Origin of the sequence: Marinobacter sp. NFXS9, assembly GCF_040148665.1 — a bacterium.
GTDB lineage: Bacteria > Pseudomonadota > Gammaproteobacteria > Pseudomonadales > Oleiphilaceae > Marinobacter_A > Marinobacter_A mangrovi.
Genome location: NZ_JAGDDW010000004.1, coordinates 159,177 through 180,906, shown reverse-complemented (window position 1 = coordinate 180,906; position 21,730 = coordinate 159,177). Strand labels below are relative to the sequence as shown.

Here is a 21,730-nt window from a genome sequence, read left to right as displayed (position 1 = left end):
CGGTCAGTGACGATCAAATGACCAGAGTTGGCCGTAGTCCATGGACGGCAGCATTTCCGGGACTTCCACCTGCTGGATTTCGTATTCCGGGCGGGAGCAGTCGCGCCTGAAGGCGCCGATGTAGCGGTTGCCAGTGGGACTCATGATGGCCTGGGCCTGGGTCCCCTGCAGGCCGGAGGCGCGATGGGTGACCACCGCCACTTCACCGTTGGCCAGTCGGACCAGAGAACCCGGTGGATAAGCCGTGATGGCCTTGAGCAGGGCATCGTGGATGCTGCGGTCGTGCAATCCATGGCTGGCTTCGGCCAGTTCGGACCGGGCCTGGGTGATGCTGAAACGGTCGCGGTAGGCGCGCCGGGTGATCATCGCGGTGTAACGCTCGGCCAGTGCCACCATACGCGCTTCCGGCAGGATGTCCCGGCCGCTGAGGCCCTCGGGATAACCGGAGCCGTCCGGCTGCTCATGGTGCTGGCTCACGATCTTCAGCAGCAGGCGGTTGTCGATTCCCGCCCGTTCCAATGCGGCCACGCTCAGGATCGGGTGCTTGCGGATGATGGCGCGCTGATCGTCGCTCAGCCGGCGTCGGGACTGGTTGAGCTTGTCGAGGATCGGCAGCAAGGCCAGGTTGGCCGTCAGGGCGGCGCCCAGCAGAACCAGCACCCGTTTGTCGTCCATCCCCAATTGCTGTGCCGTGAAATAGCAAATGATGGCGTAGAACAGGGTTTGCTCGTAAGCGGTCGGCTCCACGGAATACAGGTGCACCAGAGCCAGGCACGGATCCGGTGCTTCACGGCAGCAGCGGGTGACCAGATTGGCCAGGCCGATCACCCGACGCTGGGCATCCGGCGACTGGTTCTGCACCGACTGCAGCGTCACTTCCAGGGTCCGCAGGAGTTCCGGGTAGTCGCTAAAGGGGTTGCGGGGCCGGATGTCTTCCTCGGGTTCCGGCTCGGGTTCGGGGGTATCGCTGCGGCGGGGATAGAACAGCCCGCGCTCGAACAGCTGCTCCAGCTGCACGTCCGTCTGGATGACGTAGCCCTGGGTCAACAGCACATTGCCGTCCGCGTCGTAGACGGTCCACGGCAGTGGCTTGCCGATAATCAGGGCGCCAGGGGCAATTCGGACTAGGTTTGGCACAACGCGCACGCTTTCCGGAGCTTATTATAATTGAGGCCTTCCAGAGGCCCATCCGACCAATTTAGCCTATTTCTGTAGGTGTTGTAATAGAACGGGTGCCCGAAAGAGCCCCTGTAACAAGTTTTTGCTTTCCGGAGGGCTCAGGCGGTCTCTCCGGCGTGGCTGATCACCGTCTCGGGGGCCCCGTCGGCCAACTGGCGACGGATGGCCTCGGGAATGGGGGTCTTGCCGCCGGCCCGGGCGTCGATCAGGACATAGGTGATGTCGGCGGTCATGACAAGGCGCTGTTCGCGATATTCCACAAACGCGATGTGCAGGCTGAACGACGTGTTGCCGATCCGGCCCGGCTCGATGCGGGCGCAGAGGACGTCATCGAAGTGAGCCGGGGCGCGCCAGTTCTGGTTCAGGTTGACCACCTGGATATCCACGCCCTGATCCAGCAGACGCTGGTAATCGCCGAACAGGGTGCGAATGTACTCGTTCATGGCGATATCGACATAATCGCCGTAGCGGGCGTTGAACACCACGCCCTGGGCATCGCATTCGCCATAGCGAACCCGCAGGCGGAATTCAAAAGGCTCTGGCATGCGGTCATGCTCCTTTCAATTATGGGATCTGCTTCGTAACATTTGTCACAAGAGGCTACCCTTTTTTCCGGAACCGACTACGCTGTTGACAGATTCCGGGCGGATCACGGAAGGACTGTGCGCCGTGTCATGGCGCAAGGTCGGGTCGCCCACCGACAATAACCAATAATAATCGGGACACTGCCGTCCCTGCTGTGGCTGGCTTGCGCACCATGTTCTATCGATTGAGACACGACTTTCAACTGTCGATTATTACCCTGCTCGGTGCCTGTGCGGTCTTTGGCATTACCCCGTTTGCCGTGTTCCGTTTCCTGACCGGTAACGTCATGGCTGGCGTGACCGACCTGCTGATCCTGGCCTCAATCTGTGCCGCCGTGGTGTACGCCTGGCTGACCGGGGATAACCGGCGGGCCGGATTCTGCCTGGCGGTGTTTGCCTGCACCGGCGGTGTGATGGTGGCCACTCTGCTGGGGGATGAAGGGTTGTTCTGGCTGTTTCCCGCCCTGGTGACCAGTTTCTTCCTGGCCTCGCCGATCTTGGCGGTGGTGGTGAACAGCCTGGCCCTGGCGGCGCTGATGATTGACGGTTCCGCCTTTGATTCCCGCGAGCAGATGCTGTCTTTCGTGACCACCTGCATCGTGGTCAGCAGTTGCGCCTACATCTTTGCCCGGCGCAACGAGCACCAACGCGAGCGCCTCGAACGGCTGGCCACCCATGACCCGCTCACCGGCGTGAAGAATCGGCGGGCCATGGAGGAGGAGATGCAGGCAGCGGTGGCCAACCACATCCGCAATGACATGCCCTACGCCCTGATTATCTTCGACCTGGATCATTTCAAGCGGATCAACGACGCCTACGGCCATGCCCGCGGTGACGAGGCGCTGGTGGAGTGCACCGACCTGGTCCGGCGCTGTACCCGCCGCAGCGATCAGCTGTTCCGGTTTGGTGGAGAAGAATTCGTCCTGTTGATGCCCGGTGTACAGGCCAGCGGCATCCAGGCGGTGGCGGAAAACCTGCGGCACAAGGTGGCCAGCGAACTGCAGACGCCCACCGGTCCGATCACCGCGTCGTTCGGTGTCTCCTGCCTGCAGCCGGGAGACGATGCCGAATCCTGGCTGGCGCGCGCCGACGACGCCCTCTACGAAGCCAAGAGCCGCGGTCGCAACCAGGTGGTGATCAGGCTGTTGCCGGCTGAGCCGACACCCGGAAGCGGAATAGCCGCGTCCCCAGCATCAGACCAGCGGATACCAGGCTGACCGTCAGCCCGACCCAGAACCCGGCCGCGCCCATGGGCTCGGCGAACGTATCGGTGAACGTCAATACCCAGCCCAGCGGCAAACCGATCCCCCAGAACGAGAACACCATGATCACCATGGGAACGCTGGTGTCCTTGTAACCGCGCAGCGCGCTGATGCAGGTAACCTGGGTGACGTCGGCGATCTGGAACAGGGCGGCGAACACCAGCAGGTGCATCGACACCGCCTGCACCGCCGGATCGTTGGTGTAGAGGGTGGCGATCAGGCTGTTGCCCAGCCACAGGATCGAGGCGAAACACAGGGCAATGGCGACCGCCAGTACCAGCGTGCTGCGACCGAGCAGGCGTGCAGTGTCCGTCTCGCGGGCGCCTACCAGGAAGCTGATGCGCAGCGTCAGGGCCATGCCGAGGCTGAGCGGCACCATGAACACCAGCGACACCACGTTCAGTGCAATCTGATGACCCGCCACCACAACGGGGCCCAATGGGGCGAGAAACAGCGCGATCACCGAGAACATGCTGGCCTCGACGAAGATAGTGAACCCGATCGGTACCCCCAGGCGCAGGACCTCGTTGATGATCTCCCAGTCCGGCTTGGCACGCTCCCGCCAGAGGTGAAAGTGGTGGAAGACCCGGCTGCGATTCAGGTAGACCAGCAGGCTGAGCATGGCGATCCAGCTGGATATCGACGTGGCCCAGCCGCAGCCGACGCCGCCCATGGCCGGCATGCCCAGCTTGCCGTAGATGAAGATGTAGTTCAGAGGCAGGTTGATCAGCGTGCCCAGCACCGAGAACGCCATGATCACATGCGTATGGCCCAGCCCGTCCGTCAGTCCACGCAGGGCGGTCATCAACAGGATGGCCGGCACGCCCCAGCAGAAAGCGTCCAGGTAACCCTGGGTCAGCAGCGCCGTGTGCAGGTCCAGCCGCAGCAGGTTGAGCACGGGCCGTACGTTGAGCAGCAGGCCCACCATGATCAGCGCGGCGCCCAGCCCGATGTAGATGCCCTGCCAGGTGACCGGCATGATCTGCCCGAAGGCCCGGGCGCCCCGGTGACCGGAAACGATGGGCTGCAGCGCACCCAGCACTCCCATGAACATCAGGAACAGCGGCACCCACAGGCTGCTGCCGATGCCCACCGCGGCCAGGTCTTCGGCGCTGGCGTGGCCGGCCATGACCGTATCGATCACGCCGTTGGCCACCTGGGCGATCTGCGCGATCAGGATGGGGCCGCCCAGCAGCGCCAACGTCTTCCACTCCGCCAGGGTGCGGGCCACGGTGCCTTGCCGGGCTTCGGGAATGGGCTGATGGGTATCGTCCACGGGTCTTGCGTCCAAGGTGAAAGGGCGGTTCAGGGAGATAGAGCGCGATTGAGACTATCATGAAGCCACACCGCAGAGCTGACTCAGGTTATAGTGGAATCTACGGATGCCCGGACACCTGCTAGACTGCGGAAGTCCCGTTGTGTCGGGTCCGCCGGCACCCACCGTCACAAGGAAGATGACCATCAACCGCTTTGTCCAGTTTCGAAGTCACGACGGCCGCCTCACGCTGCGAGACGGTCGCGATCTGGTCTACACCGACCTGGGGGATCCTCAGGGTACGCCGCTCCTGTTTGCCCACGGTATGCCGGGCTGCCGCATGGAGGGCTGGTTCTTCCATCGCCAGGCCCGGCGCCACGGGTTCCGCATCATCACGCCGGACCGGCCGGGGATCGGCGGCTCCACGTTCCAGGCGGACCGTGTGCTGTTGGACTATCCCGATGATGTGGCCCAGCTGGCGGATGCGCTCGGCATCGACCGGTTCATCCACATGGGCTGGTCCAGCGGCGGCTCGCGGACCCTGGCCTGTGCCTATGCCATGCCCGAGCGGGTCCGGCTGGCGGTGTCGCTGTCCGGGTATACCAATTTCGCGGAATACGACGGTCGCAAGGTGTTGCTGGAGGCCACCCGCTGGCCGGGTCCGATGTTGGCGCGGATCAGCCCGACGCTGCTGCGGCTGGTGGTGCGGGTGGTGATGCGCCTGTCACGTCGCCATCCGGGCCTGTACATGCGTGAGGCCCGTCAGCTGATCAGCGCCGACGATCGGGAACTGCTGTCCTCCTTCATGCGCACCCAGCTGTTCCGGGCGGATCAGATCACCTGCCTGGAAAGCGGGGGCCGGGCCATCGCCCAGGATTTGATGACCGAACTGGTGGACTGGGGGTTCCGTCTGCGGGAAGTCGGCGTGCGAACGCTGATCTACCAGGGGCGCGAGGATCCGTTCGTGCCGGTGGCCTATGCCCGTCACCTGGCGGAGAATCTACCCAATGCGGATGTCCGCCTGCTCCCCGACGCTGGGCATCTTTATCCGCTGTCTGAAACTTTCCAGGCGGAGCTGTTCGAGCGTCTGCGGGAAATCGTCAAAGCCTCGTGAGGGGCAATATGACCCGGACGCAGAGTCCGGGGCGCCCGTCGTCCCGGTCTTCCAGCATAAGGCGCCCGCCGTGGAGTTCGGCAATCCGGTTGGCGATGGCCAGCCCCAGCCCGGCGCCGCTGCCCTGGCGCTGATCCAGTCGTACGAATCGTTGCAGGGCCCGTTCCCGAGCCTCCGGGGCAATGCCCGGTCCACTGTCGCAGATCCTCAGGCAGGTGTCGGCGCCCTTTTCCGTCAATTGCAGGGTGACTTCACTGCCGGCCGGGCTGTACTGGATGGCGTTGGCGGTCAGTGACCGCACCAGGGTGGCAATCAGCGCGCTGTGGCAGAGAACCCGGTCGCTGTCGACGCGATCGTCGAGAATCAGTTCCACGTTGTCCCGGAGCGCCACCGGGGCCACATCGGCCACGGCCTGGGCCACGATGTCCGAAATGCTGTCCAACTGGGGTTCGCCGGGGGCGCCGGCGTCAATGCGACTCAGCAACAGCATCTGTTCGACCAGGTGATTCATCCGGTCTACCGACGCCAACAGGTCCGCAAATTGCCCGGGAGATTTTTCGCTGGCCTCTTCCAGGTTCAGGCGCAGGGCGGCCAGCGGTGTGCGCAGCTCATGGGCGGCATCGGCGGAGAACTGTCGTTCCCGCTCCAGCGCCTGATCCAGGCGTCGCAGCAGGCCGTTGACGGCACTGACCAGACCATGGACTTCCGGCGGAGCCTGCTTCTCGTCGAGGTGGTGAATGCGTTCCGGCGCCATATTGCGGATCGGGCGCTCCAGTTGGCGCAGCGGCCGGAAGGTCCAGCGGATGGCCAGGACCACCAAAACCAGCAGGACAGGCAATACGATCAACAGCGGCAGCACATTGCTCATCGCCAGTTCACCGCTCAGTTCGCTGCGGATATCCTCGCGTTGACCGCTCAGGATCCACAGGCCGGTTTCCGGATCGCGCAGCGTGAAGGTGCGCCACTGGTAGCCGCCGGACTCGGCCCACGCATAGCCGGGCGAGGGCCGGTCGCTCTGTTCGGTGAGGGCGGGCGACGACAGCAGGGGGGTGCTGTCCTTCGCCCAGATCTGGAAGGCGATTTTCTTCTCGTATTTATGGCCCAGCTGGTTGGGCAGGGCTTCATCGCCGTCGTCCGGGTCGTCCACGCCGGGCGGCAGTTGCAGCGAGTCTTCCAGCGCGTCCTTCAACTGGCCCAGTGGCTGATCGTGAGAGAGGTGGTGAACCAGACCCTGAACGATCCGGGCACTCTGGGCGAGTTCAGCATCGAACACCTCTTCCAGTTCATGGTTGCTGCCCAGATAACTCCAGACGGCAGCAACCAGTGCCAGGAACAGGGTCAACAGGGCGACGGTCAGGGAAAGCTTGCGGGTCAGGGACATCAGGACACGGCATCGGCGTTGCGGGCTTCATTGGAGTCGAGCATGTAGCCGACCCCGCGGACAGTGCGAATCAGCGTCTTGCCGATTCGCCGGCGCAGGTGGTGGATGTGGACTTCCAGGGCATTGCTTTCGGCGCCGTGGTCCCAGCCGTACAGTTGATCCTCCAGGCGCCGGCGCGTGGCGACCTGGTCCGGGTGGCGCATCAGGTAGTGCAGGATCTGGAATTCCGCCCGGGGCAGGGTCACGGCACTGTCGGCGAGAAACAGCTGGCCGTGTTCGGGATTCAGCTTCAGGTGGCCGACGACCAGGCTGCTGTCGGCCTTGCCTTCGGCGCGGCGGGTCACGGCACGGATGCGGGCTTTCAGCTCGGCCATGACAAATGGTTTGGTCATATAGTCGTCGGCGCCGGCATCCAGTCCTGTGAGCTTTTCATTCATATCGCCACGGGCAGTGAGGATGATGATCGGCGTTGGAACGCCGCGCTTGCGCACGTCCTTGAGAACATCCAGACCATCCTTGCGGGGCAGGGTCAGGTCCAGCAGGACGAGATCGAAATGCTCGTCGGCAATGGCACTGGCCGCTTTCTGGCCATCGTCGATCCAGTCGACGGTATCGTGGTGTTCCCGCAACATGCCCAGCATGGTCCTGGCCAGGTGGTGATCGTCTTCGACCAGCAGTATCCGCATTCCTGAATCCTTTTCCCGCAACGCCCGCAAGGCTTCCATATAAAGCTTAAGTATGGCTTAAGAAACCGATATTGGCGGCTTAAGTTTCCATTAAGGCGGGTCCTCTAGTCTGTGTAAACCTGACGAGAGAGACCGATGACCATGCCTGATACCTTGCCTCATCCGGACCGGCTTTCATGGCCCGAGGATTTTCGCCCCGAGCTGAGCCTGGCCGGTCGTAGCCTGTGTTCCGTCAGCCCGGATTCCCCTGCCGAAGAGCAGGTTGTCCGATTTATTCAAAGCCGCTTCCTGGACGCCTATGGTGCGCGACCACGCCTACGCATTGCCAGCCTGATGGCCCTGCTGAGTCCCGAAAACCGGGTATCCGCTGCGGTGGGGGTTCGTTGCGCCGCCGAAGAACGCCTGTTTCTCGAGGATTACCTGGACGGGCCGATCGAGTCCGCCACTCCGGACGGTTCCGCCCGCTCTTCCATTATCGAAGTGGCGCACCTGGCCGGGGTCGAGCCCGGCGTCAGCCGGTTCCTGTTCCCGCTGCTGACCATCTGGCTCGCCGATCGCGAGGTGCAGTGGATCGCCTTTACCGGCACGTCCCATTTGCGAAACAGCTTCGATCGGATGGGCATCCGCACCGAGATCGTCGGCAACGCCGATCCTGCGCGCCTGCCTGACAAGGGCCGCGGCTGGGGCCGCTATTACCAGCACTCGCCCATGGTGATGGTGGCCCATGTGCCCTCGGGCCACGATGCCCTCACGCGACTGGGCCTGTTGCGTCACATCCACCGGGTGCCGGCTGCGGGAGGGCGCTATGAGCTCACCGCTTGATGCCGTCTTGCAGCGGGTGATGGAGCAGCCCGACGCCATTGCCCTGAAGTCGCCGGATGAAAGCTTCACCTACGAAGAACTGATGACTGCCGTGGAAGTATTGGCAGAGCGCCTGCGTGAGAGCGGCCTGCAGCGGCTGGGTCTGTGTGGGGACAACAGTCCGGGGTGGATCATTGCGGATCTGGCCTGCCGTCTGGCCGAGCTGGTGTGTGTGCCGGTCCCCGGTTTCTTTTCGGAGAAACAGGTGCAGCACCTGTGCGACAGCGCGGGATTACAGGGGCTGCTGTTCGGTCGCCCCGCGGATTTGCCGGCCGGCGATATCGAATCGATCCCGATCTGGGGGCCGGTCTGCCTGCGGACGCTGCACACGACCGGCGTTGAAGGCCACGTGCCGGCAGGTACGGCCAAGATCACCTTTACCTCTGGCAGCACGGGCACCCCTCGCGGCGTGTGCCTGTCCGGCGAGCATCAGGATGCGACGGTCCGGGCACTGGCGGAGCGGGTCGGCTCCCTCGGCATTCGGCGCCACCTCTGTGTGCTGCCGCTGGCGACGCTGCTGGAAAACGTCGCCGGCGTCTATCTGCCTTTGTCCCTGGGGGCGACTGTTCATGTCTGGCCGGTCAGCCAACTGGGCTTTACCGGCAGCAGCCAGTTGGATGTGCCGAAGCTGTTGCAGGCGCTGCACGCCTGTCAGCCCGATTCGCTGATCCTGGTGCCGGAGCTGGCCACGCTGCTGGTGACCGCCGCGGAGCAGGGCGCCCTATCAGGACTGCGTTTCCGCTTCCTGGCTGTGGGCGGCGGCAAGGTCTCGACAGCGCTGTTGGATCGCGCCGACGCCCAGGGCCTGCCGCTTTATGAAGGCTATGGTCTGTCCGAGTGTGGCTCGGTGGTGGCGCTCAACGGCCCCGAAGCCAACCGGCCCGGTTGCGTGGGCAAGCCGCTCTCTCATGTCGAGGTGTCGATGAGCAACCTGGGAGAGATCCTGGTGCGCGGCAATACCCACCTGGGGTATCTGGGCGATCAGCGACGCCCCCGGGAGCCTCTGGCTACCGGCGATCTGGGCCGGTTCGATGACGATGGCTTCCTGGTCGTCAACGGCCGTTCCAAGAACCTGCTGATCACCAGCTACGGTCGCAATATCAATCCCGAGTGGCTGGAGAGTGAGCTGGTGCAGTCTGCCGGCGCGCGCCAGGCGCTGGTGTTTGGTGACGGTGAGCCGAGACCCCGTGCCCTGTTGGTGATAGCCGACAGCCGGGACAATGACGCCGTGGCCCGGGCTGTCGCGGAGCTGAATCGCACGCTTCCAGACTACGCCCGCTTGTCACAGCTCTATATCCGCCGTGAACCGTTGTCACCGCATCAGGGGCACGTTACCCCCAATGGCCGCCTGATCCGGCCCCGTTTAATGGCCGATCTCGGTGAGCTGCTGGCGGCCGCTGAACAAAGCGATCCGGCCGCCATCACCCTATCCGAAGCCCGTTGCGGCTGATCCAGAACCACGAGGAATGATCCATGGCTTTCTTTGACCAACTCCAGGCACAGACCGAACCGGACCGGGCGCATGTCACCGGGGCCCCGGTGATGGGGGCCATCCAGGAAGGGCGCTTTACCCTGGACAGCTACACTTACTTCCTGAGCCAGGCCTATCACCACGTCAAACACACGGCGCCGTTGATGATGGCCTGTGGCGGTCGTTTGCCGGAGCGTCTGGAACACGTGCGCAAGGCCCTGGTGGAATACATCGAGGAAGAGTACGGCCACCACGAGTGGATCCTGAACGACCTCACCGCCTGCGGCGCCGAGGCTGACGCCGTGCGTCACGGCACGCCGGATCTGCCGATCCGTCTGATGGTGTCCTACCTGTATGACCTGATTGCCCGGGGCAACCCGGTCGGCCTGTTCGGCATGGTCCAGGTACTGGAGGGCACCAGCGTGTCGCTGGCCACGCCGATGGGCCAGCAGATCCAGAAGCACCTGGAGCTGCCCAACCAGGCCTTCAGCTACCTCTATTCCCACGGCAGCCTGGACCAGGACCACTTCGACTTTTTCCGCAACCTGATGGACAGCATCACCGACCCGGCTGATCAGGCGGCGATCGTGGACACCGCCAAGGTGGTGTACCGGTTGTACGGCGACATGCTGCACGCCATTCCCTTGCCCGGCCAGGAGGAGACTCGACTGTATGGAACTGCATAACCGCGTTTTCCTGCTGCTGGGCGGCAGTGGCGGCATCGGTCAGGCCCTGATCCAGCCGCTGGTGGAAGCCGGCAGCCGGGTCATTGTGGCCAGTCGCCACCCCAAGCCGATGGCCGGTCGGGCCGATGGCGTGGAGCAGGTCAGCCTCGACCTGGCTGCGCCGGACCTGCCCCGGGTGCTGGCGGATCTGTCGAAAGCCTATCCCGACATTGACGGTGTGATTCACTGCGCCGGGCAGAACATCTTCACCGGCATCGAGGATCTGCCGGTGGCGGCGCTGGACAGCCTGCTGAGCGTCAACCTGCGCAGCGCCATCCTGGTGGCTCACCACTTCGTGCCGCGCTTCCGGCGTCAGGGGCGCGGCGCGCTGGTCTTTGTGGGTTCCACCTTCGGCAGCATCGGCTTCCCCGGCTATGGCGTCTACTGCGCCACCAAGTTCGGCGTGCGGGGCTTCAGCGAATCCCTGCGCCGGGAACTGGCGGATACCGCGATCCAGATACTTTACGTTGCGCCCCGGGCGACCCAGACGTCGATGAATCCGAGCGCGGTCAACGAGCTCAACGCCGCCCTGGGCAATCGGATGGATTCGCCGGAATCCGTTGCCGGGGAGATCCTGACGGCCATGAAGAGCGACCAGCAGCGTCGTTACCTGGGCTGGCCGGAAAAGCTGTTCGTTCGTCTCAACGGGATACTGCCGCGGCTGGTGGATCGCGCCATGCTCAAACAGTTGCCCATTATCCGTCGTTTCCTGCAATCCGGAGTGTCTTCATGAAAACCCTGATCCATTGGACGGCCGCACTGGCCCTGACGCTGCTGGCCTTTGGCCAGGCCCAGGCCGCGAACCTCGACCAGGACCTGCTGAAAGTCCAGCGTGACTGGGCCCACGTGAATTACGAAGTGAAAGGCGACGATGCCCGCGAGAAAGCCTTCAATGATCTCGTCCCCGAGGCGGAAGCCTTTGTGAAGGCCTACCCGGACCGGGCCGAGCCGCTGATCTGGCAGGGCATCATTCTCAGCACCTATGCCGGCGCCAAGGGCGGCCTGGGTGCCCTGGGTCTGGTGAAGGACGCCAAAGCGTCCCTGGAAAAGGCGCTGAAGATCGATGAGAACGCGCTCGAGGGGTCCGCCCACACCTCCCTTGGCAGCCTCTACTACAAAGTGCCGGGCTGGCCGATTTCCTTCGGTGACGATGAAAAGGCGGAAGAGCACCTGCGGGCGGCCCTGAAGATCAATCCGAACGGGATCGATCCCAACTACTTCTACGGGGATTACCTGGTCGACCAGGACCAGCCCGAGCGGGCCAAGGTCTACCTGGAGCGCGCCCTGGCCGCCCCGGATCGGCCTGAACGGCCGGTAGCCGACGCCGGCCGCCGCCAGGAAATCCAGGCGCTGCTCAAAGAAATCCAGTGAGTCTTGCAGCCGGTTGATAGCCGCAGCCGGCTGGTCTTCCCTTCGTCGCATAGGGTCTGGCTATCGCGGTCTTATGCGATCTTTTTTTGCGCTTCTTTCCCGTGACAAGGATAATTGCCGCCTTTCTCCGGAACACCCCAACGGGGTCCGGCAGGCTGGCCTGGTTTACGCGATCCAGGTCAACGGCGGTGGCCGTCAAAGTAATCCACCTGCGGGCGCCAGCGTAGATAGCGTCAATGTGTGCAGAAATCAGGGCAGAGGCTTTCCCATGTCGCAGCAATTGCAGACCTCATCCTTTCTTGACGGCCAGTCCGTAGCGGTATCCAGCCTGAGCGAGGAAGCGCTGGCGGTGCGATCGGCGTTGGTGGAACGGGGGCTGGAAACACCGATGGTGGACAACCGCTTGTCCCGGGACCAGAAAGTCGAGCGCATCTCGGACCTGATGGCGCGGGTCGCCGAGACGCTGGGATTGGACCTGACCGACGACAGTCTGATGGACACGCCGGCGCGCATCGCCCGCATGTACGTGGACGAGATCTTCGCCGGCCTGGATTATAGCCAGTTCCCCAAGATCACCCAGATCGAGAACAAGATGGGCGTGGAAGAGATGGTCAAGGTGCGTGACATCAGCGTGACCAGCACCTGCGAGCACCACTTCGTGACCATCGACGGTCTGGCCCGGGTGGCGTACCTGCCGAAGGATAAGGTGATCGGCCTGTCCAAGATCAACCGCATCGTGCGCTTCTTCGCCCAGCGCCCGCAAGTGCAGGAGCGACTGACCCACCAGATCCTGGTGGCGTTGCAGACCCTGCTGGAAGTGGAGGACGTAGCGGTTCACATCGACGCGACCCACTATTGCGTGAAGGCCCGCGGCGTGCAGGACACCAGCTCCAGTACCGAGACGATGGCGCTGGGCGGGCGCTTCAAGACGGATCCGCAGTATCGTCGCGAGTTTCTGGCCTGACGGTCGTCGCGACACTTCCCTCTCAATCCCGTATACTGCGCAGCCTAATTAACTGCTGCGCGGTTTATCTTCTCTATGTAGCCGATGCTTTCGAGGGTGTTGAAAAAGCTTTCGGGTAAAAGCCTCTCTCCCCTGGCGGGAGAGAGGTTTGGAGAGAGGGGGTCGAGGCGAAAGCCTCGCCGGATATAATCTCCTGCGATAGAAGGGCGCCGGGACGGCGCCTCCCCCTCTCCCCGGCCCTCTCCCTCGATGGGAGAGGGAGTGTACGACGCAACTTTTGGAATACTGGGGCTTTTACAACACCCTCGAAAGCATCGGCTACATGGGCTCAAGCCAAGGTCGTATCTGGTTCCCATTGATCTGGCCGTCACTGCATCTGAGCTATCCACCTTTCGCCGTTTAGGGAGTTTTTTGTGGCGCTGCTGGTTTTCGTAACGGTTCTCTGGGCCTTTTCTTTCAGCCTGATCGGTGAGTTCCTGGCCGGTCACGTGGACAGCGACTTTGCGGTGATGAGCCGCGTGGTGCTGGCGGGCCTGGCCTTTTTGCCGTTGACCCGCTGGCGCGGCGTGCGCTGGGAGCTGAAAACCGGTGTGACCGTCGTCGGCGCGCTGCAGTTCGGGATCACCTACCTGTGTCTGTACCGCTCGTTCGCTTACCTGAGCGTGCCGGAAGTGCTGCTGTTCACCATCTTCACACCGCTCTACGTCACCCTGATCGACGACGCCCTCAACCGGCGCTTCTCGCCCATGGCCCTGGTTGCAGCCGCAATTGCCACACTCGGGGCGGGCATTATCCGCTACGACGGTTTGAGTGAGGACTTCCTTACCGGTTTCCTGTTGCTGCAGGTGGCCAACGCCACATTCGCAGCGGGGCAGGTGGGCTACAAGCACCTGATCCAGCGCTTCCCGACCGAGATTCCGCTCTATCGCTTCTTCGGCTACTTCTACGCCGGTGCGCTGCTGTTCGCCCTGCCGTCGTTCCTGATCTTCGGTAATCCCGACAAGCTGCCGCACACCGCGCTGCAGTGGGGCATCCTGATCTGGCTCGGGCTGGCCGCCTCCGGTATTGGCCTGTTCCTGTGGAACCGCGGGGCCTGCCTGGTGGACGCCGGCACTCTGGCGATTATGAACAACGCGCTGGTGCCGGCCGGGTTGCTGGTGAACCTGCTGATCTGGAACCGCGATGCCGATCTCGGCCGGTTGCTCGCAGGCGGTGCGGTGATGGCGCTGTCGCTGTGGGTCAATGCGCGGTTTTCGCGGGGTCGGCTGGCTTTGGATGGGGCGGCGAAGTAGAGTCCTCCGGAAAAACGTTCCCCCTCTCCGATGCGTCGGACCACCCAGCTCCTGTCCCATCAAGGGAAGAGGAATTAGTAGATATCCAGGGAATATCCGCATCGCTTTTGAAGTAGGTGCGGTATCTCAAAGGTTCGATGGAAGCGAGTGGGCGCCCTTGCCGAAGGAAGGACAGGGACGTCCTGGTCGGATTAGCGGCCACGGATGGCCGTCTAATCCAGCGAAGGCAAGGGCGCCCCCCCACTCGCTTCCCGGCACAAGCTTGCAAGCCAGAAAAGGGCCCTGCGCCCCTCGTCCTCTCCCTTGCCCGTGATGTTTTTGTGATCTTTCCTTTATAGAGTCTTTAGGCCCCCGTGATGGGCCTGTGAGTGCTTTCCTCCATTCTGCATCGTGACACCCACGGCATGCGGTCGTGGGCTCGGATGACAAGGAGAATGCACCATGAAAACACGGACCCCGATCGCCTTCGTACTCACCATCGCCCTGTTCGGCCTTGGCGCCGGCCTGGCGCAGGCGGACGACATGATGAAAGGCGACAAGAACCATGACGATAGGATGCAGGACGACAGCATGCACCATGACGACATGAAGAAAGACAGCATGATGCAGGACGATGGCATGCATCACGACGATATGAAAAAGGATGAGATGATGCAGGACGACATGCATCATGACGATATGAAAAAGGATGAGATGATGCAGGACGACATGCATCATGACGATATGAAAAAAGATGACATGATGAAGGACGACATGATGTCCGACGACAAAAAGGACAGCATGTAACCGGCCGGGGGCAGTGCCACCGGCGACGGAACCGGTGGCACGCTCTTCCGGTCCGCCTGCGACAGAGACGTCTCCATGACCCGAACCGTATTGATCATCGAAGACAACCCCGGCATCGGCCAACTGGTCAAAATGCACATCGAAGACCTGGGCTGCGAGGCCATCCTGATGACCCGGGGCGACGACGGCCTGGCCCGTTACCAGGAAGGCGGCATTGACCTGGTGGTCCTCGACCTGATGCTCCCCGGCCTGGACGGCCTGTCCATCTGCCGGGAAATCCGCTCCGCCCCCGGCTATGTGCCCGTGCTGATGCTTACCGCCAAGACCACCGAACTGGACCGGGTACTGGGCCTGGAAATGGGCGCCGACGACTACCTGACCAAACCCTTCAGCGTGGCGGAGCTGGCGGCCCGCATCAAAGCGCTCTTTCGCCGCGTGGACGCCCTGTCTGCTCCCCGCGAGCCTGAAGCTACTGGCGGGCGAATCGAAGTGGATGGCCTGACCATCGACCCGGACCGACGCAAGGTCACCGTGAACGGCGACGAGGTGGACCTGACCGCCCGCGAGTTCGACCTGCTGTTCCACTTCGCGCGCCAGCCCGGTCGCGTGTTCAGCCGCACCCAGTTGCTGGACGCCGTCTGGGGCTACAACCACGAAGGCTACGAGCACACCGTCAACACCCACATCAACCGCCTGCGCGGCAAGATCGAGCGCGACCCTTCCGACCCCTATTACGTCCAGACCGTCTGGGGGGTGGGCTATCGTTTCCGGGACTGACCCATGCTGAAATCGTTGTACACCCGCCTCGCCGCGGGTCTGATTGTTCTGCTGATTGCCGTGGGGCTGGTCTACACCGTGGTAAGTACCTTTTCCCTGCGGGAGTACTACGCCTCCGTCAACCAGGAACTGAACCGGGACCTGGCCCGGGATCTGGTGTCCGACCGCAACCTGGTGGACGAAGGGCGCATCGATCAGTCGGCGCTGAAGAAGCTGTTCGCCCTCTACATGACGATCAACCCCAGCATCGAGATTTACCTGCTCGATCCCCAGGGCAAGATCCTGTCCTATTCCGCCGACCCGGCCAAGATCAAGCGCAATCGCGTTTCCCTGGGCCCGATCCACAAGCTGCTCGACGACAGGAAAGCGTATCCGGTGCTGGGCGATGATCCCCGCAGCCACGACCGGCAGAAAGTGTTTTCCGTGACCCCGGTGCCGTCGGCCAGCAACCTGCAGGGTTACCTCTACGTGGTCCTGCGTGGGGAGGAATACGACTCGGTGGAAATGATGGCGCGGGAAGGTCACTTTATCAGCATGAGCGCCTGGGCCATGGCGGTCAGTCTGCTGTTCGGGTTGCTGGCCGGGCTCTGGGTGTTCCGCCTGCTGACCCGCCGGCTCACCCGCCTGACCCGACTGGTGGAGCAGTTCGAGCAGGCCGACGGCCTGCGTCCGGATCGCCTGCGCTGGGCGGACGAGCGCGGCCGGGGCCATGACGAGATCGACTATCTGGGCATGACGTTCGACCGCATGGCGGATCGCATTGCCTCCCAGATCGAACAGCTCCAGGAAAAGGACGCTTTGCGCCGGCGCCTGATCGCCCAGGTGTCCCACGACCTGCGCACGCCGCTGGCCTCGATGCAAGGTTATGTGGAAAGCCTGCGCATGAAACGCGACAGCCTGTCGCCTGACGAACAGGCCCGTTTCCTGGATATTGCGTTGGAAGAAGGGCGGCGTCTGAGCCATCTGGTGGATGAACTGTTCGAGTTGGCCGCTCTGGAAGCCCGCGAGAAGCAACCGCGGCTGGAGCCGTTCGTGCCGGCTGAGCTGATCCACGACGTGGCCCAGAAGCACGGCCACGAGGCCGCCAAGCGGGACATCCGCCTGCAGGTCACCGGCTCCATGACGCTGCCCCGGGTGTTGGGGGATCTGGGCATGACCGAGCGAGTGCTGGATAACCTGATCCGCAATGCCCTCGAATACAGTCCGTCCGGCCGTGAGGTCACGCTCGATCTGGCCGCGGACGACGACTGGCTGACTGTCACCGTGTCCGATGCCGGGCCGGGCATCAGCGAAGCGGATCTGCCCCATGTGTTCGACGCCCTGTATCGTGGCGAGAACCGCGACGAGCCTGGCCATGCGGGCCTGGGCCTGGCGATTGCCAAACGCATCATGGTACTGCAAGGCGGCCGCATCGACGTGCGCAACCGGACTGGGGGCGGTGCCGCGTTTACGATTCAGCTGCCTCTGGAATCCGCCGCCCGGGAAACCGAAGCCGTTATGAATTCGTAACATCCGGGAGAAAACCGCGTGAAATTTTCGCGCGAAAGTAGAGTCTCAACCCTTGAGACCCCATGAGGTGAGTAGCATGAAACGGACACTTGTGGCCGCCCTGTTGATCCTGCTGGCCAGCCTGGCCGGGCTGCAGGTCAGCATGGCGGATGATGAAAAGGCGGATGGCGAATACGCGCCGAATGATCCGTCACTGAAAGTGGCGACCTTCGCCGGTGGCTGCTTCTGGTGTGTTGAAGCCGGTTTCGAGAAGATTCCTGGCGTGGTCGAGGCCGTCTCCGGCTACACCGGTGGGAACAAGGAAAATCCCACTTATGAGGAAGTCTCTTCCGGCACCACCGGGCACACGGAATCGGTCCAGGTCTACTACGACCCGAAGAAGATCACGTACGAAGGTCTGCTCCAGGGCTTCTTCCGATTTATGGATCCGACCGACGCCAAGGGCCAGTTTGTCGACCGCGGCAACCAGTACCGTCCGGCAATCTTCTATCACAACGCCGAGCAGAAACGGTTAGCCGAAGCCGCGGTCAAGGCGTTGGACGAGTCCGGCCGCTATGACAAGCCGGTGGTGATCGAAATCACGCCCTTCAGTACCTTCTACGTGGCGGAAAAATACCATCAGGATTACTACAAGAAGAATCCGGTCCGCTACAAGTTCTATACCTTCAACTCCGGCCGTTACCAGTTTATCGACCGGGTCTGGGGCGAGGACCAGAAAGTCGACTGGTCGAAGTACCGCCCGGATAACATGGCGGCCGGCGGTGAAGATCAGGCGAAAGCCGGGGCCGATAGCCTGGGCTTCAAGGAAGCCAGCTTCGTCAAGCCGAGCGACAAGAAGTTGAAGTCGACGCTGACGCCCATGCAGTACAAGGTGACCCAGGAGGACGGCACCGAACCGGCGTTCGATAACGCCTACTGGGATAACAAGAAAGAAGGGATCTATGTGGATGTGGTCTCCGGCGAGCCCCTGTTCTCCTCGGCGGACAAGTACAAATCGGGCACGGGCTGGCCGAGTTTCACCCAGCCGATCGAGCCCAACGCGGTGGTGGAAAAAGAGGACAAGTCCTTCTTCATGACCCGCACTGAAATCCGCAGCCGTGTGGCGGACTCCCATCTGGGGCACGTCTTCAAGGATGGCCCGCAACCCACCGGACTGCGTTACTGCATGAACTCGGCGGCCCTGCGATTCATTCCCAAGGATCAGATGGCGGCGGCCGGCTACGGCGAGTATCTCGACAAGGTGGGCCCGCCCCACGGCAAGATGTAGTCGCTCCCTGATCAATCCGTTCGCGAATGGGTGGGTTTCCACCCGTTCGCCTCCCCCGCTCAGGCACAGATTGTTCGCTCGCTTTCCGGAACGCTCGACTTTTCCATGGCTCCAAGGAATGGGTGAATGTTCGCCCATCAATGCTGGGTAATGGGTGAATATTTACCCATTTCAGCCGGTTGCACGTGTCCGTTTGTTGCTGAATGAATCCATCACGTAACGCAACGGTTGCCCGGGGCGGTTAAAGCCGCTGTTCCTGTGACTGGTCTCACAATTGCTACCGATTAGAAGCCTTTTGGCAGTCCCGATAAAAAGAAACAAGACTCAGGAGCAAATTGATGACACGGATTTTCCCCCGGATGGCGCTGGCGATTCTGCTGGCGCTGCCTCTCGCCCTGTCGGCTGAACCCCGCACGCTCGTCTTTTCCCACGTCGTGAGCCCGGATACCCCCAAGGGCAAGATGGCGGAGATGTTCAAGAAGATTGTCGAGCGCAAGATGGGCGATCGGTTTCGCATCGAGATCCACCCCAACGGCACCCTGATGGACGACAACGAGGCGGTCAGTGCGATTGCCGACGGTCGCATCCAGTTTGCGGCGCCGTCGGTCTCCAAGTTCGATGCCTACACCCAGAAACTGAAAGTCTTCGATCTCCCGTTCCTGTTCCCCAATATGGACGCGGTCGAGCAATTCCAGCAGAGCGCCACCGGCCAAGCCCTGCTGACCAGCATGACGCAGGAAGGCATTGTCGGTCTGGGCTATCTGCATAACGGGCTCAAGCAGCTGTCCGCCAACAAGCCGTTTCGCGAGCCGGGCGACCTGGCGGGCCTGCGCTTTCGCATCATGAATTCCGACGTGCTGAAAAAACAGTTCGAAACCATCAATGCCATACCGGTCCCGATGGCGTTCTCCGACGTGTATCAGGCGCTGGCGGATGACCGGATCCAGGGGCAGGAAAACACCTGGTCCAACATCTACTCGAAACGCTTTTACGAGTACCAGCCTTACATCATGGAATCCAACCACGGTGTGCTGGATTACATGGTGATCACCAACGTGACCTTCTGGCAGAGCCTGACCGACGACGAGCGTCGCCATTTCAGTTATGCCATGAGCAACGCGCTGGGCTACGGCAATGCGGTGGCCAAGGCCAAGAGCATGAACGATCGTGAAGCGCTGAAGAACGCCCGTGGCGTCACCCTGGTGAAGCCGACACCCCAGGAACTGTCGGACTGGCAGGCGGCGATGAAACCATTGTGGCAGGAGTATGCGTCCGCGGTGGGAGAGAAAACATTGCAGGCAGCGGAACAGGCGGCTGCGCGTACCAACTGATCAACCTTGGCCGGCCTGTGGGGCCGGCCGCTATCCAGCCTATTGTACGCTGAACTGCGCCACCTGACGGCGCAGGTTCTCGCCCAACTGCGCCAGCTCCGTTGAGGACGACGCCACCTGGGTGGCCGCCGTGGCGGACTGGTCGCTGATGTCCCGGATGCTCGTGACGTTGTGGTTGATGTCCTCGGCCACCGACGACTGTTCTTCCGCTGCCGTGGCGATCTGACTGTTGAGCTGGCGGATCTGTTCCACCGCGCTGGCAATCGCTTCGATGGTCTGGCCGGTGGTGCGTGCGCTGTCCAGGGTCTGCCCGGCCAGGCGGGTGCCGGATTCCATGGCCGTCACGGAACTCTCCGCGCTGCTGACCAGATTGGTGATCAGCGTCTCGATCTCCGTCGCCGAGCTCTGCGTGCGCTGGGCCAGGGAGCGTACTTCGTCCGCGACCACCGCAAAACCGCGCCCCTGTTCGCCGGCACGGGCTGCCTCGATCGCCGCATTAAGCGCCAGCAGGTTGGTTTGTTCCGCCACCGACTTGATCACGTCGAGCACGGTGCCGATGTTCTGGGTGTCCGCCTGCAGGCCATTGAGCTTCTGCATGACGTCCTCAACCAGTGTGTTCAGTTCGCTGACGTAAGCCAGGGTTTCGCCCACCGCGGTTTCCCCGTCGGTGGCGGTCTGGCTGGCCTGGTTGGCGGCGGAGAAGGCTTCCTCCGCACTGCGCGCCACTTCGCTGACGGTGGCCACCATTTCGTTCATGGCGGTGGCCACCTGGTCGGTCTGATCGCGCTGCTGGGTCATGCCCAGGCTGGTCTGTTCGGTGACGGTGGACAGTTCGCCTGTTGAAGCGGCGATGTCGTTGGAGCCCTGGTCAATGCCCTGCACCAACGCGCGCAGGTTCGTGACCATGCCGCCCAGGGCGCTGAGCAGTTGACCCAGCTCGTCCTTGCGGTTGCTGCTGACCTGCTGGCGCAGATCGCCGGACGCCACCTTGGAAGCCACATCCACCGCTTCGCGAATTGGGCGCACGATGGACCGCCCGAGTACCCAGGCCAGCCCGACGCCCATCAGGATCACGATCACCATGGTCACCGCAATCATGACGATGGCCGACTGGTGATCGCTCTTCATTTTCGCCAGCTGGTCCTGCTTCATGTCGTTGGTCGCCTGCAGGATTGAACGCGCCGTATCGATCATGTCCTGCTCGAGCGTGTGGGTCTTCCGAACCTGATCGACGGCACTGTGGAAACTGTCGCTGTAGGCCTGGAACAGGCCGCTGACTTCCTCTTTGACGGATTTGTCGACAAAGGAGGATTTGACGGATTTCAGGGCCCGGCTGTTCGCATCGTCAAATGCCTTGATGGCCTTGTCGTCGCCCTCGATCAGGAAATTGCGCTCACTGCGGCGCATCTGCTTGAGGGCCGCACTGGCGACGTAGAGCTGATCTTCGGTACTCAGGCGGCTCTCGGTTTTGCGGGCGTCGACTTCCAGCTTCTTGACGGTCTCGTCGCGTGACTTCTGGGTAGTCGCAACCTCGGCCAATAGATCGCCGTAGTGGGCAGAGCCGTCAATGACCGTGGCGAGTCTGGCCTGGTCGGTGCTGTTGCTCACCTGATGACTCAGGGATTCGGCCATCTGGCCGGCCGCTGCGCTTTGCTTTCGGGCTTTGGCCAGGTCGTCGTCGGCGGCTTCCATCAGGAAGGATTTCTCCGCCAGACGGGCCTGCAACAGGTTGGTTTCCATGGCGCCGACCAGGCCCACCACATCACCGCGATCGGCGTAGTTGTCCAGGGCGGTGAGGCCGATTGAGCCGGTAATAACCGAGAGAATGATCAGGACCGCAAAGCCGATACCGAGTTTGCGTCCAATGGAAAGGGACGTGAAAATTTGGGGCAGTCGCATGATGAACTTCCTGGAA

At 62.5% G+C, this 21,730-nt stretch carries 20 protein-coding genes; 14 read left to right on the top strand and 6 right to left on the bottom strand.

Features of this window, described 5'->3' with window-relative positions; genetic code table 11:
* Positions 1 to 3 precede the first annotated feature (3 nt).
* Together J3364_RS08720 and J3364_RS08715 are read right to left on the bottom strand one after the other, a co-directional pair.
* Positions 4 to 1,137 (bottom strand): HD-GYP domain-containing protein, encoded by a 1,134-nt coding sequence (locus tag J3364_RS08720; protein ID WP_349557988.1) that lies wholly within the window; start codon positions 1,135 to 1,137, stop codon positions 4 to 6.
* 140 nt (positions 1,138 to 1,277) lie between these two features.
* The gene (locus J3364_RS08715; protein WP_203143197.1) at positions 1,278 to 1,724 is read right to left on the bottom strand and encodes an acyl-CoA thioesterase; all 447 of its coding nucleotides are present in this window, start codon (positions 1,722 to 1,724) and stop codon (positions 1,278 to 1,280) included.
* Between the two features lie 224 nt (positions 1,725 to 1,948).
* Between J3364_RS08715 and J3364_RS08710 the strand changes: the two genes are divergently transcribed.
* Positions 1,949 to 2,980, top strand: coding sequence for a GGDEF domain-containing protein (locus J3364_RS08710; RefSeq protein ID WP_349557987.1), 1,032 nt, complete (start codon positions 1,949 to 1,951; stop codon positions 2,978 to 2,980).
* Here J3364_RS08710 and J3364_RS08705 read toward each other — a convergent pair.
* Positions 2,901 to 4,301 carry an MATE family efflux transporter gene (locus J3364_RS08705; protein ID WP_349557986.1) on the bottom strand — a complete coding sequence of 467 codons (1,401 nt, stop codon included), beginning with the start codon at positions 4,299 to 4,301 and terminating at the stop codon, positions 2,901 to 2,903. The genes J3364_RS08710 and J3364_RS08705 overlap by 80 nt on opposite strands.
* A 178-nt stretch (positions 4,302 to 4,479) precedes the next feature.
* On the opposite strand from J3364_RS08705, the gene J3364_RS08700 reads away from it, so the two are divergent.
* Entirely contained in the window at positions 4,480 to 5,394 is a 915-nt protein-coding gene (locus tag J3364_RS08700) for an alpha/beta fold hydrolase (protein WP_349557985.1), read from the top strand.
* Here J3364_RS08700 and J3364_RS08695 read toward each other — a convergent pair.
* Positions 5,381 to 6,775, bottom strand: coding sequence for an ATP-binding protein (locus J3364_RS08695; protein ID WP_349557984.1), 1,395 nt, complete (start codon positions 6,773 to 6,775; stop codon positions 5,381 to 5,383). The two genes, J3364_RS08700 and J3364_RS08695, sit on opposite strands and share 14 nt — an antisense overlap.
* Complete coding sequence (locus J3364_RS08690; protein WP_349557983.1) at positions 6,775 to 7,461, bottom strand: response regulator; 687 nt, start codon at positions 7,459 to 7,461, stop codon at positions 6,775 to 6,777. Before J3364_RS08690 ends, J3364_RS08695 begins: the two co-directional genes overlap by 1 nt.
* Positions 7,462 to 7,596: 135 nt before the next feature.
* On the opposite strand from J3364_RS08690, the gene J3364_RS08685 reads away from it, so the two are divergent.
* The 12 genes from J3364_RS08685 to J3364_RS08630 all read left to right on the top strand — a co-directional run bounded on the left by J3364_RS08685 (position 7,597) and on the right by J3364_RS08630 (position 19,815).
* The gene (locus J3364_RS08685) at positions 7,597 to 8,283 is read left to right on the top strand and encodes a thermostable hemolysin (RefSeq protein WP_349557982.1); all 687 of its coding nucleotides are present in this window, start codon (positions 7,597 to 7,599) and stop codon (positions 8,281 to 8,283) included.
* On the top strand, positions 8,267 to 9,772 hold the full coding sequence (locus J3364_RS08680) for an AMP-binding protein (RefSeq protein WP_349557981.1): 1,506 nt from the start codon (positions 8,267 to 8,269) through the stop codon (positions 9,770 to 9,772). The genes J3364_RS08685 and J3364_RS08680 overlap by 17 nt, the downstream gene beginning before the upstream one ends.
* Before the next feature lie 23 nt (positions 9,773 to 9,795).
* Positions 9,796 to 10,479 carry an iron-containing redox enzyme family protein gene (locus tag J3364_RS08675; RefSeq protein WP_349557980.1) on the top strand — a complete coding sequence of 228 codons (684 nt, stop codon included), beginning with the start codon at positions 9,796 to 9,798 and terminating at the stop codon, positions 10,477 to 10,479.
* Positions 10,466 to 11,251 (top strand): SDR family oxidoreductase, encoded by a 786-nt coding sequence (locus J3364_RS08670; RefSeq protein ID WP_349557979.1) that lies wholly within the window; start codon positions 10,466 to 10,468, stop codon positions 11,249 to 11,251. The genes J3364_RS08675 and J3364_RS08670 overlap by 14 nt, the downstream gene beginning before the upstream one ends.
* Positions 11,248 to 11,889: a tetratricopeptide repeat protein gene (locus tag J3364_RS08665; protein ID WP_349557978.1), complete on the top strand. Its 642-nt coding sequence runs from the start codon at positions 11,248 to 11,250 to the stop codon at positions 11,887 to 11,889. The genes J3364_RS08670 and J3364_RS08665 overlap by 4 nt, the downstream gene beginning before the upstream one ends.
* A 268-nt stretch (positions 11,890 to 12,157) precedes the next feature.
* Positions 12,158 to 12,853, top strand: a complete 696-nt coding sequence (gene folE, locus J3364_RS08660; RefSeq protein ID WP_349557977.1) for a GTP cyclohydrolase I FolE — start codon at positions 12,158 to 12,160, stop codon at positions 12,851 to 12,853.
* A 413-nt stretch (positions 12,854 to 13,266) separates the two neighbouring features.
* Positions 13,267 to 14,145 (top strand): carboxylate/amino acid/amine transporter, encoded by an 879-nt coding sequence (locus J3364_RS08655; protein WP_349557976.1) that lies wholly within the window; start codon positions 13,267 to 13,269, stop codon positions 14,143 to 14,145.
* A 441-nt stretch (positions 14,146 to 14,586) separates the two neighbouring features.
* Positions 14,587 to 14,931, top strand: a complete 345-nt coding sequence (locus J3364_RS08650; protein ID WP_349557975.1) for a hypothetical protein — start codon at positions 14,587 to 14,589, stop codon at positions 14,929 to 14,931.
* 75 nt (positions 14,932 to 15,006) lie between these two features.
* Positions 15,007 to 15,708, top strand: coding sequence for a winged helix-turn-helix domain-containing protein (locus tag J3364_RS08645; protein ID WP_349557974.1), 702 nt, complete (start codon positions 15,007 to 15,009; stop codon positions 15,706 to 15,708).
* A 3-nt stretch (positions 15,709 to 15,711) separates the two neighbouring features.
* On the top strand, positions 15,712 to 17,217 hold the full coding sequence (locus tag J3364_RS08640; RefSeq protein ID WP_349557973.1) for a sensor histidine kinase: 1,506 nt from the start codon (positions 15,712 to 15,714) through the stop codon (positions 17,215 to 17,217).
* A gap of 76 nt (positions 17,218 to 17,293) precedes the next feature.
* On the top strand, positions 17,294 to 18,484 hold the full coding sequence (gene msrB / locus J3364_RS08635) for a peptide-methionine (R)-S-oxide reductase MsrB (protein ID WP_349557972.1): 1,191 nt from the start codon (positions 17,294 to 17,296) through the stop codon (positions 18,482 to 18,484).
* Between the two features lie 338 nt (positions 18,485 to 18,822).
* Positions 18,823 to 19,815, top strand: coding sequence for a DctP family TRAP transporter solute-binding subunit (locus J3364_RS08630; RefSeq protein WP_349557971.1), 993 nt, complete (start codon positions 18,823 to 18,825; stop codon positions 19,813 to 19,815).
* A 39-nt stretch (positions 19,816 to 19,854) separates the two neighbouring features.
* Here the strand turns inward: J3364_RS08630 and J3364_RS08625 are convergent, their stop codons facing one another.
* Positions 19,855 to 21,714 (bottom strand): methyl-accepting chemotaxis protein, encoded by a 1,860-nt coding sequence (locus J3364_RS08625; protein ID WP_349557970.1) that lies wholly within the window; start codon positions 21,712 to 21,714, stop codon positions 19,855 to 19,857.
* Positions 21,715 to 21,730 lie beyond the last annotated feature (16 nt).